Annotated in this window: 12 protein-coding genes and 1 pseudogene; 9 read left to right on the top strand and 4 right to left on the bottom strand. The window is 63.2% G+C overall.

Annotated elements, in window-relative coordinates; genetic code table 11:
- The first annotated feature begins 68 nt into the window (after positions 1-68).
- Positions 69-965 carry a LysR family transcriptional regulator ArgP gene (locus RAE19_RS02925; RefSeq protein WP_313873512.1) on the top strand — a complete coding sequence of 299 codons (897 nt, stop codon included), beginning with the start codon at positions 69-71 and terminating at the stop codon, positions 963-965.
- Positions 966-1,011: 46 nt separating this feature from the next.
- On the opposite strand, the gene RAE19_RS02920 is transcribed toward RAE19_RS02925, so the two are convergent.
- Positions 1,012-3,255 (bottom strand): molybdopterin-dependent oxidoreductase, encoded by a 2,244-nt coding sequence (locus RAE19_RS02920; protein WP_313873511.1) that lies wholly within the window; start codon positions 3,253-3,255, stop codon positions 1,012-1,014.
- 175 nt (positions 3,256-3,430) lie between these two features.
- On the opposite strand from RAE19_RS02920, the gene RAE19_RS02915 reads away from it, so the two are divergent.
- The 4 genes and pseudogenes from RAE19_RS02915 (at position 3,431) to acnA (ending at position 8,533) form a co-directional block, all read left to right on the top strand.
- Entirely contained in the window at positions 3,431-3,835 is a 405-nt protein-coding gene (locus tag RAE19_RS02915; RefSeq protein WP_313873510.1) for a PAS domain-containing protein, read from the top strand.
- Positions 3,836-3,838: 3 nt separating this feature from the next.
- Positions 3,839-4,288 carry a hypothetical protein gene (locus RAE19_RS02910; RefSeq protein WP_313873509.1) on the top strand — a complete coding sequence of 150 codons (450 nt, stop codon included), beginning with the start codon at positions 3,839-3,841 and terminating at the stop codon, positions 4,286-4,288.
- Positions 4,289-4,293: 5 nt separating this feature from the next.
- Positions 4,294-5,568, top strand: a complete 1,275-nt coding sequence (locus tag RAE19_RS02905) for an AMP-binding protein (protein ID WP_313873508.1) — start codon at positions 4,294-4,296, stop codon at positions 5,566-5,568.
- 74 nt (positions 5,569-5,642) lie between these two features.
- Positions 5,643-8,533, top strand: a pseudogene (gene acnA / locus RAE19_RS02900) (aconitate hydratase AcnA).
- Here acnA and RAE19_RS02895 read toward each other — a convergent pair.
- On the bottom strand, positions 8,509-9,402 hold the full coding sequence (locus RAE19_RS02895) for a LysR substrate-binding domain-containing protein (RefSeq protein WP_313873507.1): 894 nt from the start codon (positions 9,400-9,402) through the stop codon (positions 8,509-8,511). The pseudogene acnA and the gene RAE19_RS02895 sit on opposite strands and share 25 nt — an antisense overlap.
- Positions 9,403-9,515: 113 nt before the next feature.
- Here RAE19_RS02895 and RAE19_RS02890 point away from each other — a divergent pair, with 113 nt between their 5' ends.
- A complete protein-coding gene (locus RAE19_RS02890; protein WP_313873506.1) occupies positions 9,516-10,160 on the top strand; it encodes an NAD(P)-dependent oxidoreductase in 645 nt (214 codons plus the stop codon).
- A 46-nt stretch (positions 10,161-10,206) separates the two neighbouring features.
- On the opposite strand, the gene RAE19_RS02885 is transcribed toward RAE19_RS02890, so the two are convergent.
- Positions 10,207-10,878 carry a cation transporter gene (locus RAE19_RS02885; protein ID WP_313873505.1) on the bottom strand — a complete coding sequence of 224 codons (672 nt, stop codon included), beginning with the start codon at positions 10,876-10,878 and terminating at the stop codon, positions 10,207-10,209.
- Positions 10,879-10,967: 89 nt separating this feature from the next.
- On the opposite strand from RAE19_RS02885, the gene cadR reads away from it, so the two are divergent.
- The 3 genes from cadR to RAE19_RS02870 are packed head-to-tail and all read left to right on the top strand — an operon-like array spanning position 10,968 to position 12,829.
- Positions 10,968-11,429, top strand: a complete 462-nt coding sequence (gene cadR / locus RAE19_RS02880) for a Cd(II)/Pb(II)-responsive transcriptional regulator (protein ID WP_313873504.1) — start codon at positions 10,968-10,970, stop codon at positions 11,427-11,429.
- Positions 11,430-11,480: 51 nt separating this feature from the next.
- Entirely contained in the window at positions 11,481-12,692 is a 1,212-nt protein-coding gene (locus RAE19_RS02875; protein WP_313873503.1) for an FAD-dependent monooxygenase, read from the top strand.
- Complete coding sequence (locus tag RAE19_RS02870; RefSeq protein WP_313873502.1) at positions 12,689-12,829, top strand: hypothetical protein; 141 nt, start codon at positions 12,689-12,691, stop codon at positions 12,827-12,829. The genes RAE19_RS02875 and RAE19_RS02870 overlap by 4 nt, the downstream gene beginning before the upstream one ends.
- On the opposite strand, the gene RAE19_RS02865 is transcribed toward RAE19_RS02870, so the two are convergent.
- A complete protein-coding gene (locus tag RAE19_RS02865) occupies positions 12,826-14,454 on the bottom strand; it encodes a methyl-accepting chemotaxis protein (RefSeq protein WP_313873501.1) in 1,629 nt (542 codons plus the stop codon). The genes RAE19_RS02870 and RAE19_RS02865 overlap by 4 nt on opposite strands.
- Positions 14,455-14,473 lie beyond the last annotated feature (19 nt).

Here is a 14,473-nt window from a genome sequence, read left to right as displayed (position 1 = left end):
AGTGAACAGGGTGCTGTACTCATGAAATCTGCTACGCTGGAATTAGCCACACTTCATTGAGCTTGACCATGTTGGAATCCACACTCCTTGCCACAGTAGCTGCCGTCGTGCGCGAAGGCAGCTTTGAGCGCGCTGCGCGGGTGCTGCACATCACGCCCTCGGCCGTGTCGCAGCGCATCCGCCAGATGGAAGAGCGGGTGGGGGCGGTGCTGATCGTGCGCGGCCAGCCGTGCACTGCTACCGAGGCAGGTGCCCGCATCTGCCGCCATGCGGATTCGGTGGCCATGCTGGAGCACGATTTGCGGCGCGACCTGCCGGCCTTGGCCCCGGAAGACGCGCAGGCGGTGCACACCACCATCCGCATAGCCATCAATGCCGACAGCCTGAGCACCTGGTTCGTGACCGCCATGCGCGACTTCTGCGCGCAGAGCCGTGTGCTGCTGGATGTGGCGGTGGACGACCAGGACCAGACCAACGAATGGTTGCGCCGTGGTCATGTGCTGGCGGCGGTGACCTCGCACGCCAAGGCGGTGCAGGGCTGCAAGGTGCGCAAGCTGGGCACTTTGCGCTATTGCGCCACTGCCTCGCCTGCCTTTATGCAACAGCACTTCGCCGGGGGGGTGAACGCAGACACCCTGGCCCGCGCTCCCAGCATCGTGTTTGACCGCAACGACCGCCTGCAGGAGCGCTGGGTGCGCCGCCAACTGCGCCGTGATGTGATGCTGCCGGCCCACCGGCTACCGTCCTCGCAGGCGTTTGTAGATGCTGCGCTGGCCGATGTGGGCTGGGGCATGAACCCGCTGCTCTCGGTGCAAGAGCACCTGGACAAACGCCGCCTGGTGGAGCTGGTGCCGGGCCGCGCGCTGGATGTGCCCTTGTATTGGCAGGTGGCCCAGCAACCTCTGCCCGAGCTGGAGCGCCTCACTCGCGGTGTGGTGGCTGCTGCAGGGCAGGCGCTGCTCTAGCGCCTGCCTGCGCGTGGCCGGACAGTGAACGGGTGGGGGCGTGTGTTTACGCCGCTTCCATGGTGATGGCCACGCCGCCCAGCACCGCGTTGCCCGAGAGCGGGTCGCGCAGCTGGTCGTCCAGCAAGGCATTGAGGTTGGCGCCGGGGCGCTCAGCCGCCACCCGCAGCTGTGCGCCCGGCAGGTTGTGGCCCCAGCCGTGCGGCAGGCTGACCACGCCGGGCATCATGTCGGTGCTGAATTGCACTTGCGCTTGCACACTGCGGTGCCCATTGCGCAGTGTGGCCATGCCGCCGTCTTGCACTCCGTGGCGTGCAGCATCGTCAGGGTGCACCAGCGCGGTACAGCGGAAGGGGCCCTTTGCCAGCGTGGGCAGGTTGTGCATCCAGCTGTTGTTGGTGCGCACATCGCGCCTGCCGATAATGACCAAATCGGGCGCTAGCCCAGACAAATCCTGCGCAGCGCGCTCTAAATCTTGTAGCAAAAGCGGGGGTGCGAGCTCCACCTTACCGCTGGGGGTACGCAGCATTTCGGGAATGCGGGGTTGCAGCTCACCTAGGTCAATGCCACCGCTGTCGCTGGCGGCCATGACCTTTTGCAGATTCAAACCTTCAGGCTTCAGGCCGAACTGGTCGCCGTAAGGGCCGCTGCGCAGCGCCACGTCCAGCCCGCGCTGAGGGCCGCGCAAGTTGCCAGTTGCTGCGATAACGGCAGCGGCATGGGGGCCAAACAAGCGGTTGGCGTCGTCGGCAAACTGTTGGTCGTCGAGCAGGTTGGCGTCCTGCTGGGCGCCTTGGCCTTGCACGATGGCGGTCAGCTTGAGCAGGGTCTGCCACTCTTCGGGCTGGCCATCGGGGTGGGGCAACACGGGTGCGCTGTAGCGAGCGTGGTTGCGCCACGAGAGCTGGGGGAAAGCCACGTCGTAGTGCAAGTCTTCGAGCGGCGAGAGGCCGGGCAGGATCACATCCGCATGGCGGGTGGTTTCGTTCAGGTAGATGTCCAGGCTGACCATAAAGTCCAGCGAGTCCAACGCTTTGGCAAGGCGCGGGCCGTCCGGGCTGGAGAGCACCGGGTTGGTGGCCACGGTGATCAGTGCACGCACCTGGCCCTCGCCGGGTGTTTCGATCTCTTCGGCCATGCAGGTGATGGGCAGTTCGCCATACACCTCGGGTGCGCCGCTCACGCGGGCATGGTGGCGGCCTGTGCTCACGCCTTTGCCCTTGCCTGGTTTGTTCTCGGGGTTGCCCACGGTGTTGCTGGCAAAGGCGGCAGATTTGGCAAACAGCATGCCGCCTTCCATGTCTAAGTGGCCGGTCAGGGTGTTGAGCACATCCACCAACCAGCTGGCCAGCGTGCCGTACTGCTGGGTGCAGGTGCCAATGCGGGCATACACCGCGGCTTTGGGTGTGCTGGCAATCTGGCGCGCCAGGCTGCGGATGGTGTCGGCCGACATGCCGCAACGGGCGGCTGCGGCTTCAGGCGTGAAGCTGGCGACCGCTGTGCGAACCTCCTCAGCGCCTTGCACCCATGGCGCCACCCGACCCAAGTTCACCAGGTTTTCGGCAAACAGCACCTGCACCATGGCCGCCAGCAAAAACACGTCGGCCCCGGGGCGGATGAAATGGTGCGCGTCGGCCACGGCGGCTGTTTCGGTGCGACGCGGGTCGATCACGATGAGCTGGCCGCCCCGGGCTTGCAGCGCTTTGGCTTTGCCCTTGAAGTCGGGCACCGTCCACATGCTGCCGTTGCTGGCCAGCGGGTTGGCCCCAATCACCACCAGCAAATCGGTGCGGCTGATGTCGGGCAGTGCGGTGGAAAGCCAGTGGCCGAACATCAGGCCGCTGGCCAGTTGCTTGGGCATCTGGTCCAGCGTGGAAGCAGAAAACACGTTGCGGCTGCCGATGGCGCGCGCCAGCTTGCCGAAGTAGGTGAGCAGGCCGATCTTGTGGGCAGAGGGGTTGCCCACGGCCATGGCCACAGCGTGTTTGCCATGCGCGGCCATGAGCGGCGGCAGGCGCTTCTCAATCTCGGCAAAGGCCTCGTCCCAGGTCGCGGGCTCGTGTTTGCCGTTGCGCTTGATCAGCGGGGTGCGCAGGCGGTCCGGGTCTTCATGCAGGTCTTTGAGGGCAATCGCCTTGGGGCAGATGTAGCCGCGGCTCAGCACATCGGCCTCGTGGCCGCGGATGCTGATGACTTTTTGGTCCTGGACCTTGATTTCCAGCCCGCAGCAGGCCTCGCACAGGGGGCAGATACGGTGATGGGTGTGCACGGGGTGGCTTGTCTCGCTCATGGTTCTGGTGCTTTCGGTTGCGAATGGAGCTTTATTGCTGCACCGAGCCTGCTTGTCCAGAACCCACGCGACAGGAGGCGTGCTGTCGTGGGAGCAAAAGTCAGGAGATTCATAACGCTGGAGTGCTAGGATGTGATGGCTGCTTAAACAGTTTTTGTGTTTCTTGGGGGAAAGTATGAATAACGATTTATTGGATTTTGATACTCCCGGACTCTGCGCCCTGTTGAGCGATGTGCCGGCGGAGGACCTCGATGCCTTGCCCTTTGGTGTGATCGGCTTCGACGCCAGCGGCCATATCCAGCGCTACAACGCCTATGAATCCAAGGCGGCCATGTTCGACCCCAAGACCGTCATCGGCCAGCATGTGTTCGTGGAACTCGCGCCCTGCTTCAACAACTACCTGGTCGCCACCCGCTTCGAGGATGCTGCCGCTGCCAGTGAGGCACTCGACGAAACCATGCCTTATGTGCTGACCTTCCGGATGCGGCCTACACGGGTCCAGATCCGCCTATTGGCGCAGCCGGACCAGGGTTTGCGGTTTATTCTGGTGTTGCGCACGCCAGCACCTGCCAAGGCCTGAGTCATGGAACTCGGCCAAGACCCCGACAGCGGCTTGGACGCCGCGCAACTGCAGCTTGAATACAGCGCGCTGTTGCAGTTTTTGCACCTCGCACCCATCGGCCTGGTGCGGGCCCGTTTTTCAGGCGAAATCGTCTTGATGAACCCCATGGCTTCGCAGTTGCTGAATGCCATCGGCATGCACGATGTGGAGTTCAACATCTTTGACATCTTCGACAAAGTGTCCAAAGACCTGCGCATGCTGGTGCAGGAGTTTCCAGACTCCAAAGACGTCATCCTGTGTGAAGATTTCCAGATGTTGCTGCCGGAAAACAAGGCCGCCAAAGACGCGCCGATTGCGCTCGGCGTGACCGTCATGCGGCTGCCGGCCGACCCGGATACCTTGATGGTGGTGATCACCGACGCCTCTGGCGCCTGGCGGCTCAAGCGCTTGCAAGCCGCCTGGATCCGCTAAAGCCCATGGCCACTGGCGAGGCCCTTTTGTGGTGGCGTGAACCTGCGGTGGTGCGGCGCTTTGTCGCTGATCTGTTGCAGTCCGAAATGGCTTTGCTCCGCCCCTCTGGCTGGGCATGGCCAGCTGCTACCCAAGGCGATATCCATCTGGTGCGCGACCTGCAGGCGGACTCGCTGGAAATGATGTCGCTCTTTGCCGCGTTTGCTGATGCCTTGCCCGCGCAAACGCCCGACATGGTCGACACCCTGCACGAGCACACCACCTGGCATGGCTGGGCACAAGTGCTCGCCAGTGCCATGGAAGCTGCTTATGCCCACAGCGGTGCCCGCATGCCCATGCGCTTTCGTACCTCGGGGAGCACCGGCACCCCCAAGAGTTGTGTGCATGCGTTCGGTGACTTGGTGCAGGAAATGCAGGCCATGGCCGCAGTGCTGGCCACGCTGCAGCTGCCGATTCAGCGCGTGGTCTCTGCGGTGCGCAGCCACCACATTTATGGTTTTTTATTCACGGTGCTGTTGCCACGCATCGTGCGCGAGCAGCCGGTGCCAGTTGTGAACCTGCAGGGGCGCGCACCGCTGGGGCTGGAGAGGTCGTTGCAGCCGGTGGATTTGGTGGTGGCATACCCCGACTGGTGGCGCGCTGCGCTGCGGTCGTCGCCCCGCTTTCCTGATGGCGTGGTGGGGGTCAGCTCCACCGCACCGTGCCCCGAAGACGTAGCGCAGGCTGCGCTGGCGGCCGGCCTGCAAGAGTTTTTGCAGATTTACGGTAGCAGCGAGACAGCGGGCATAGGCTGGCGGGCCTCGGGTGCCGGCATGGCCGCGTTTCAACTCCATGGGTTCTGGCAGCGTGTGGCAGATGCACCGCACCACCTGCAGCGCACCCATGCCGATGGCAGTACCGCCCGAGTTGCCCTGCAGGACGCACTGATTTGGCAGGCGGATGGCTGCTTTGTGCCCGGCCCGCGGCTCGATGCCACGGTGCAAGTGGGCGGGGTGAATGTGGATTTGGTGCAGCTGCAAGCTAAGCTGCAGGGGCACCTGGCGGTGCAGGCGGTGGCGCTGCGTTTGCACCCGTTTGCGGGCACACCGCGTATCAAAGCCTTTGTGGTTCCGGCGGACCCGGCCTCGGGAGATGCTGCCTTGCGGGATGCGCTCGCGGTTTGGTGCCGCCAGCACCTGGCGCCTGCTGCGCGGCCGGTGCACTGGACCTTCGGGCCCATATTGCCTGTGAATGCGCAGGGCAAGCCCACAGACTGGCCGGTGGACCTTGACGCGGCGTAGTCAAAGCCACTTGTCATTGAAGAGTCATTGGGCTACTGCCAGAATGGACTTTTCATGTCCATGGGGAGCCTTTAGTGCCACACGCATTCGCATCCACCCTCCGGCCTTTTGAAACAGCTTCCGGCAAAGCCGGGCAGCTTTACTCCTTGCCGCACTTGGCGCGGCAGTTTCCCAACATACGCCGCCTGCCACTGTCCTTGCGCATCGTGCTGGAGAGCGTGCTGCGCAACTGCGATGGCCGCAAGCTCACGCCTTCCCATGTGGCCCAGTTGGCCAACTGGCAGCCCCAGGCCGAGCGCACCGCTGAAATTCCGTTTGTGGTGAGCCGAGTGGTGCTGCAGGACTTTACCGGCGTGCCCCTGCTGGCCGACCTGGCCGCCATGCGCAGCACCGCCGCCGCGCTGGGTGCGGACCCGGCCCGGATTGAGCCGCTGGTGCCGGTGGACTTGGTGGTGGACCACTCCATCATGGTCGATGACTACGGCCACAAAAACTCACTGGACCTGAACATGAAGCTGGAATTCCAGCGCAACCGCGAGCGCTACGAATTCATGAAGTGGGGCATGCAGGCCTTTGACACCTTTGGCGTGGTGCCGCCGGGCTTTGGCATCGTGCACCAGGTGAACCTGGAGTTTCTGGCGCGCGGCGTGCACAAGGCCAAGCAGCCCCGCGCGGCGGACGGCAGCAAGCAAGCGCCCATCTATTACCCCGACACCCTGGTGGGTACCGACAGCCACACCACCATGATCAACGGCATCGGTGTGGTGGGCTGGGGCGTGGGCGGCATCGAAGCCGAGGCCGCCATGCTGGGCCAGCCCGTGTACTTTTTGACGCCGGACGTGGTGGGCTTTGAGCTCACCGGCGCGCTGTGCGAGGGCGTGACCGCCACCGACCTGGTGCTGCGGGTGACCGAGATGCTGCGCCGCGAAAAAGTGGTAGGCAGTTTTGTGGAGTTTTTTGGCGAAGGTACCGAAAACCTGGCCCTGCCGGACCGCGCCACCATTGCCAATATGGCGCCCGAGTACGGCGCGACCATGGGCTTCTTTCCGGTGGATGAGCGCACCTTGGACTACTTCAAGGGCACGGGCCGCACCAAAGCCGAGATTGAGGCGTTTGAAGCCTACTTCCGCGCTCAAGGACTGTTTGGCGTGCCGGGTGGCAAGAGTGCATCGGCCGAGATGAAAGACATCGCTTACACGCGAGTGGTCAAGCTTGACCTGCGGGACGTGACCCCCAGCCTGGCCGGCCCAAGCGCCCGCAAGACCGCATTGAGCTGGGCCATGTGGCGGACAAGTTCACCGAGCTGTTCAGCCTGCCGGGCACGGCCAACGGCTTCAACAAAGACGCAGCCACCCTGCACACGCTGTACCCCGCGCCTTTGGCTGTGGCTGCAGACAAACCCGCCAAAAATGGCAAGGCGGAGCCCACGCCGCTGCTGGTGCAAAACGGTGATGTGCTGATTGCCGCCATCACCAGCTGCACCAACACCAGCAACCCCAGCGTCTTGCTGGCCGCTGGCCTGCTCGCCAAAAAGGCGGTCAAGGCGGGGTTGACGGTGGCACCGCACATCAAAACCAGCCTAGCCCCCGGCTCGCGCATCGTGACCGAATATCTGCAGGAAACCGGCCTCTTGCCTTACCTGGAGAAGCTGGGCTTTTCGCTGGCGGGCTACGGCTGCACCACCTGCATCGGCAATGCTGGCGACCTGGCGCCCGAGCTCAACGCGGTGATCACCGAGAACGATTTGGTCTGTGCTGCAGTGCTGTCGGGCAACCGCAACTTCGAAGCGCGCATTCACCCCAACCTCAAGGCCAACTTTCTGGCCAGCCCGCCACTGGTGGTGGCCTATGCGATTGCCGGCAACGTGACCCGCGACCTGATGACCCAGCCGGTGGGACAGGGCAAGGGTGGCAAGGACGTGTACCTCGGTGACATTTGGCCCAGCAGCGACGAAATCTACAAGCTGCTCAAATTTGCGATGAACGGCAAAGCCTTCCGCGCCAACTACGCCAAGGTGAAGTCAGAGCCGGGTAAGCTGTGGGAAAAAATCAAGGGCGTGAGCGGCCAGACCTACACCTGGCCGGCCAGCACCTACATCGCCAAGCCGCCGTTCTTTGACGCCTTTGCTATGGAAAAAGGAGCTGCTCGCGCATATTCCACGGGCGCTAAAAGCCAAATTGGCACAAAAGGTTCCAAAGTGTCGGCAGAGGCGGTGCAGGGCGCTCGCATCATGGCGCTGTTTGGCGACTCGATCACTACCGACCATATCTCGCCTGCGGGCAACATCAAAGAGAGCTCGCCCGCCGGCCAGTGGTTGCTGGCGAACGGCGTGCAAAAGGCGGACTTCAACTCCTACGGCGCGCGCCGCGGCAACCACGAGGTGATGGTGCGTGGCACCTTCGCCAATGTGCGCATCAAGAACTTGATGGTGCCGCCCCAAGGGGATGGTTCGAGGGAAGAGGGCGGTGTCACCCTGTACCAGGGCGCTGCAGGTGAAGTAGAAAAGCTCTCCATCTTTGACGCCGCCACCCGCTACCAGGCGGCCGGCATCCCCACCGTGGTGTTTGCCGGCGAAGAGTACGGCACCGGCTCCAGCCGCGACTGGGCGGCCAAGGGCACGCAATTGCTGGGTATCAAGGCCGTCGTGGCGCAAAGCTTTGAGCGCATTCACCGCTCCAACCTCGTGGGCATGGGCGTGCTGCCGCTGCAGTTCAAGGCCGGTGAGAGCTGGAAGAGCCTGGGGCTGACCGGAAACGAGACCATCAGCATCATCCCCGATGCCGACCTCACACCGCAAAGCGAGGCGCAGCTGCTGGTGACCCGGGCAGACGGCACCCAGACTCGCCACACCTTGCTGCTGCGCATAGACACCCCGGTGGAGGTGGACTACTACCGCGCCGGCGGCATTCTGCCCTTTGTGTTGCGGCAGTTGCTGGGCCCTCAGCCGGTGAGCTTGCCGAAGTAATCCGCCAGCAGGGTGAGCGCATGCCGCACTTTGGCAGGCTGCTCGCCCCGTCGCGGGGTGACGGCATAAATCACGAATTCGGGCAGCTTCCAGTCGGGTAGCACCTGTACCAGGCGGCCGTCGGCCATGGCACGGCGGTCGTCTTCGGTCACCGTGACGCTGATGCCCCAGCCCGCTACGCACAAGGAGTGCAGCACGGTGACTTGCGAGGCGCGCACCCGGCCTGTCACCTGCACGCGCTCTGTCTCCCCACCCGGTCCCTGCAGCACCAAGGTTTCTTCGCCATTGCCTGACGGGCGCCCGCCCAGCCAGGCATGGTGTGCAAGGTCACGCGGGTGTTGGGGCCAGCCGTGCTGCGCCAGGTAGGCGGGGGAGGCGCACATTTGGGCTTCCATCACGCCCAGCCGGCGCGACACCATTCTGGAGTCCGGCAGGCTGCCGGTGCGCAGCGCAATGTCCACCCGGTCTTCAATCAGGTCCAGCACTGCATCGTCCAGCAAGAGGCTGATGTGCAACTTGGCATGGTCCTTCAGCGGCAATAAGACTTGCGCCAGCAAGGCCCCCATGCCGATGGGGGCAGTGATGCGCAGCTCACCCTCGGGCTCGTCCCGGTGCAGCACCAGCGCCTGGTCCGCAGCGCGGGCCGCAGCCACCATGGCGGTACAGCCCTCTACATAGCGGGCGCCGGCCTCTGTCAGCGTCAGCTTGCGGGTGGACCGGTGGAGCAGGGCCAGGCCCAGTGCGTCTTCCAGCTGGCGCAGGTGCTGGCTGACAGCGGAGGGCGTCATGCCGAGCTGGCGGGCTGCGCCACTAAGGCTGCCGGCAGCGACCACTTCGGCGAACACGGCCATGCGTTTGAGTTGGTCCATATCTGATTGTTAAGTTTTACTTCACGGTAAAAGCGAAATTTACCGTCTATTCAGGTTTTCGTGAAGCAATCACACTAACGCCATTGCTTAACCACCTTGAAACAGGAGTTTTTATGAAGATTGCATTGATTGGCGCCACTGGTTTTGTTGGCACCCCTTTGTTGGCCGAGTTGCTGAGTCGTGGTCACCAAGTGACCGTGCTGGCCCGTAATCCGGCTAAGCTGGCTGCCCAACCCGGCTTGACCGTAGTTGCGGCTGACGCATTGGATGTTGCCCAAGTCGCTCAGGCTGCTGCAGGCCATGACGCGGTGGTCAGCGCTTACAACCCTGGCTGGACGGAACCACGTATCGGCGAAATCTTTTTGCAAGCTACCCGCGCCATTTTTGACGGCGTCAAGCAGTCCGGCGTGAAGCGCTTCTTGATGGTGGGCGGTGCGGGTAGCCTGTTTGTGGCACCTGGCGTGCAGCTGGTGGATACCACTGAGTTCCCCGCCGAGATCAAAGTGGCAGCCTCTGCCGCCCGCGATGCCTTGAACCTGATCCAACAAGAATCGGCTCTGGATTGGTCTTTTGTGTCGCCCCCCATCTTGCTGAATCCCGGCGTGCGCACCGGCCAATACCGCGTGGGTGCCGATGAGCCCCTGTGGGCTGAAGGCGGAGCGCCCGGCAGCATTTCGGTCGATGACCTGGCGGTGGCCATCGTGGATGAGCTGGAAACGCCTAAGCACATCCAGAAGCGCTTTACTGTCGCCAACTAAGGCGATACAGGGGCGGCAAAACGCTGCGAGGAGCCGCCCCTGGTGTTCAGTGAGAGTGACCGTGGTGGTTATCGCCACAGCTCGTTGCGGCAGCCGCCAGTTGACCCGCAAGTTCTTGCCGGGCCTGGCGCATCACCTGCCAGCCGCCTTGCAGGGCCAGCGCAGCCATGCCGGCGGCCACCAGCAAATCCGGCCAGCCGCTGCCGGTACCGAGTACCCCTGCTGCAGCCAGCATGACCAGCACATTGCCGATGGCGTCGTTGCGCGAGCACAACCACACGCTGCGCATATTGGCATCGCCTTCGCGGAAGGCATAGAGCATCCAAGCGACCGCTACGTTGGCCACAAGTGCCAGCAGGCCGACTACCCCCATGGTGGTGGCATCGGGCACGGTGCCGGTGTACAGGCTCCAGATGGCGCGGCCCAATATCAGGGTGCCAAAGCCCATCATGCATAGCGCCTTGACCACGGCCGCGCGGGCCCGCCAAGCCAGGGCGGCCGACAGCACGGCCAGAGACACCCCATAGTTCAGCGCATCGCCCGCAAAGTCAATCGAGTCTGCCAAAAGGGACAGCGAGCCCGAGTGCCAGCCGCTGAACAGCTCTACGCCGAACATGGCGGCGTTGATCCACAGGGCTGTCCACAAGACCCGGCGGTAGCGGGCGAGATTGCTAATGCTGCCGGCAGCAGGGGTGTGGTGTTCGCAAGCGTGAGACATGGCGTTTCCTTTCAATGTTGCCATTGGAAACCCTGTAGCCACTTCAGGGTCAAGCGCTACACTGCAACAAGGTTATTGCGAGGCGCACCATGAAAATCGGCGATTTGGCCAAGGCCACCTCCACCCCGGTGGAAACCATCCGCTACTACGAGCGCGAGGGTTTGCTGCCCGCTGCTGCCCGCACCGATGCCAACTACCGCCATTACTCGGACGCCCACACCCAGCGCCTGCAGTTTGTGCGCCACTGCCGCAGCCTCGACATGAGCCTAGACGAGATCCGCGCGCTGCTGGCGTTTCAGGATGCGCCGGGCGATAACTGCGCCAGCGTCAACGCCTTATTGGACGCCCACATCGGCCATGTGGCCCAGCGTATCCGTGAATTGCGGGCGCTGGAAAAGCAGCTCAAGGCGTTGCGGGCCCAGTGCATCGGAGTGCTGGACACTGCGCACTGTGGGATTTTGGAAGGGCTCGCGGTGCAGTCGGCAGGTGCTCCACCCTCGGGGCATCTGCATGGCAGCCATCGCAAGGTGCAGGCGCGAAGTGAGGGGTAATTTGCGCTGGCGCAGCCTTTGTGCGTGGGCCGCACGGCAGAATTCAGGCCTATGAAGCACAACATGGTGATCGTGGGGGGAGGCATCGGCGGCTTGGCTGCGGCATTGGCGTGCAGCCGGCAAGGCGTTTTCTCAGGGCAGGGGCAGGGAGGGCTGCGGCTACTCGAGCAGGCACCTGCGTTTGGCGAAGTCGGGGCTGGTGTGCAACTGGGCCCGAATGTCACTCGCGTGTTACATGGCTGGGGCTTGCAACAAGAGCTGTCTCAGGTGGCTGTTTTTCCGGAGCGGCTGGAGGTGCGCAGCGCCATGAGCGCCCGCTTGTTGGGCACCTTGCCGCTGGGGACTCAGGCGTTGGCACGTTATGGCGCCCCTTACGCCACTATCGCCCGGCAGGATTTGCACGCTTTATTGCGCGAGGCGGTTGTGCGCACCGGTGCGGTTGATATTGCGCTCAACACCCGGGTTGCCAGTCTTGCGCGCCATGAAGAGCAGGTGCGCTTGATCACTCAGGAGGGCCAGGAGCTGGAGGCCGACTGTGTGGTGGGCGCCGATGGTGTGTGGAGCGCGCTGCGCCGCCAACTGATGGGGGATGGTGCACCGCGTGTCACGGGGCACCTGGCGTTCAGGGCGATGGTGTTGCAAAGTTCGCTGCCCCCGGCGATCCGATCCCAGGTCGTTACCGCGTGGATGGGGCCGCAATTTCATGCCGTCCAGTACCCGGTCCGTGGGGGTGAGTGGCTGAATGTGGTGGTGATCGTTCACGGTGCGTTGGCTGGCGACCCCACGGCATGGGATCACACCGCCAATGCCGGCGAACTGCGGGTGCGTTTGGCCAACGCGGGTGGCCCGCTGCTGGATCTGGTGCACGCGATTGATGACTGGCGCTTGTGGGCGCTCAGTGACCGCCCTCCGATGCGCAGTGCTCGTGAGATGGCGCTCGGCCGCTGTGCTTTGCTGGGGGATGCGGCCCATCCGATGCGCCCCTATCTCGCCCAAGGCGCGGGGATGGCGATTGAAGACGCGCAGCAGCTCGCCGCATCGTTACAAGCTCTGCAGGGCGATACACCGGCAGCACTGGCGCACTATGCTGCGGCGCGCTGGCAGCGTAACGCGCGGGTGCAAGCGCGGGCCATACGCAACGGCCAGGTTTTTCACCTCACAGGGCCTATGCGCCTTGCGCGCGATGCGGCGATGGGCTTGTTGGGAGAAAAACTCCTGGATTTGCCGTGGCTGTACGGCTACGCGTTAGCATCCCGGCCATGAAAACGAGCTTTATCTTTATCGCCATTCTGGTACTGAGCGTTGCCGGCGCACTGTCGAGCAGCCGCGCAGTTAAAACGGGCATGCTCGCGGTGTGCGGCGCTTTGTCCCTCTACGGGATGCTGCGTTTCCTGGGCTAGTACTGCAGTGCCAGCATGCCGGGGCTTCCGGCATGGCCGATGGACAGGCTCTGTGCGTCGAGCGGATTGAGCTTGAAGCGAGCGACGACTTGCACCAAATCGCGGGATTGGCTGCTCAGGCTGCTGGCAGCGGCGGCCATTTCTTCGACCAAGGCGGCATTTTGTTGCGTGACCTGGTCCATTTGCTGGATCGCTACATCAATCTGGGCAACCCCGTCGCTTTGCTCGCGGCTGGCCATCGAGATCTCGGTAATCACGGTGTTGAGGCCATTGATGCTGCTGACCACCTCAGACATGATGGCGCCCGCGCGCTCGGCCTGAACCCCGCCTTGCTCGATTCGTTGCACGTTGTCACCGATGAGCTTTTTGATTTCTTTGGCCGCTTCTGCCGACCGGCTGGCCAGGGTACGCACCTCACTGGCCACCACCGCAAAACCCCGGCCTTGTTCGCCTGCCCGGGCAGCTTCTACCGCGGCATTGAGCGCGAGGATGTTGGTCTGGAAGGCGATGCCGTCAATGATGCTGGTGATGTCTGAAATCCGCTTGGAGCTGTCGCTGATGCCCCGCATGGTATTGACCACCTCGGTCACCGTGCTGCCGCCTTGCGAGGCAATTTGAGAGGCATCAGCCACCAATTGTCTGGCCTGTTGGGAGTTGTCGGCGTTCTGGCGGATGGAAGAGTTGACCTCTTCCATGCTCGCCGATGTTTGCTCCAAGGCACTGGCTTGGCTTTCGGTGCGGCCGGACAAATCGTGGTTGCCAGTGGCGATCTCCGAGCTCGCATTGGAGACAGTTTCAGCGCTCTGACGCACTGTAGCCACGATGCCGGACAGCTCTTGCCGCATCGCCTCCAGCGAATTCACGAGTTGTGCGACTTCGTCTCTGCCCTCTGCCACAAGTGCGGTGCTCAGGTCGCCATGGGCAAATGATTTCGCAGCCGCGCGGGCGGTGAGCAGGGGGCGTGTGATGGAACGAGTGGTGCTCACGCCCATGGTGATGGCAATGGCCAAGCCCAGAAGAGTGAGCACGATCAAGGTGTTGCGCAAGACTCCAAAATCACGCTCTGACTCCACCACGTTGGCCTGGCCCGCAGCCTCCGTGAGTTTGCCGAATTCGTGGAGGTCAGCCAGCAACTGGTCCAGCAAGGGACGGCATTTGGCGTTGATGCCTGCAATCGCCTCCTCACGCTTGCCGGCTACACCCAACGCGGTGATCTCCAGCGCGACCGGGCCGTACACGGCCTCGGTTTTCTTCACGGCTTCAAAGGCACGGGCGAGTTCAGAGCCCTTGAAGTTGTCCTGGGCGAGCATGCTGTCAATGTCTGCAATATGCTTTTGAACGGCTGCATGCGCCTTTTCAATCGCCGCCTTGTCACGCTCAATACCGGCTTGGGACGCGCTGATCACCAGGTTGCGCGCACCTACTGCGCGGGCATTGGTGGCGTCGAGGGTTTGGTTGCTGAGCTGGGTGAGCTTGTTGAGCTGGAATACCTGTCGCTCGAACTCTGACTTGGCATTGGAGAGGGCAATCAGGCCCTCTGCTGCAATCAAGACCACGATGAGGGTCATGACCGCGTAACCGAAACTTAGCCGCGCTTTGACGCTCCACCGGTTCAAAAAACCCATTTCTGACTCCTACGTTAGA

Origin of the sequence: Rhodoferax potami (assembly GCF_032193805.1) — a bacterium.
GTDB lineage: Bacteria > Pseudomonadota > Gammaproteobacteria > Burkholderiales > Burkholderiaceae_C > Allorhodoferax > Allorhodoferax potami_A.
This window is presented reverse-complemented; position numbering and strand designations above follow the sequence as displayed.

Bases quoted from the DNA above. Each gene is read 5' to 3' on its own strand.
- RAE19_RS02920 (WP_313873511.1), bottom strand. From the start codon at position 3,255: ATGAGCGAGACAAGCCACCCCGTGCACACCCATCACCGTATCTGCCCC.
- RAE19_RS02870 (WP_313873502.1), top strand. From the start codon at position 12,689: ATGAAAACGAGCTTTATCTTTATCGCCATTCTGGTACTGAGCGTTGCC.
- RAE19_RS02925 (WP_313873512.1), top strand. From the start codon at position 69: ATGTTGGAATCCACACTCCTTGCCACAGTAGCTGCCGTCGTGCGCGAA.
- RAE19_RS02895 (WP_313873507.1), bottom strand. From the start codon at position 9,402: ATGGACCAACTCAAACGCATGGCCGTGTTCGCCGAAGTGGTCGCTGCC.
- RAE19_RS02915 (WP_313873510.1), top strand. From the start codon at position 3,431: ATGAATAACGATTTATTGGATTTTGATACTCCCGGACTCTGCGCCCTG.
- RAE19_RS02885 (WP_313873505.1), bottom strand. From the start codon at position 10,878: ATGTCTCACGCTTGCGAACACCACACCCCTGCTGCCGGCAGCATTAGC.
- RAE19_RS02865 (WP_313873501.1), bottom strand. From the start codon at position 14,454: ATGGGTTTTTTGAACCGGTGGAGCGTCAAAGCGCGGCTAAGTTTCGGT.
- RAE19_RS02905 (WP_313873508.1), top strand. From the start codon at position 4,294: ATGGCCACTGGCGAGGCCCTTTTGTGGTGGCGTGAACCTGCGGTGGTG.
- cadR (WP_313873504.1), top strand. From the start codon at position 10,968: ATGAAAATCGGCGATTTGGCCAAGGCCACCTCCACCCCGGTGGAAACC.
- RAE19_RS02875 (WP_313873503.1), top strand. From the start codon at position 11,481: ATGAAGCACAACATGGTGATCGTGGGGGGAGGCATCGGCGGCTTGGCT.
- RAE19_RS02890 (WP_313873506.1), top strand. From the start codon at position 9,516: ATGAAGATTGCATTGATTGGCGCCACTGGTTTTGTTGGCACCCCTTTG.
- RAE19_RS02910 (WP_313873509.1), top strand. From the start codon at position 3,839: ATGGAACTCGGCCAAGACCCCGACAGCGGCTTGGACGCCGCGCAACTG.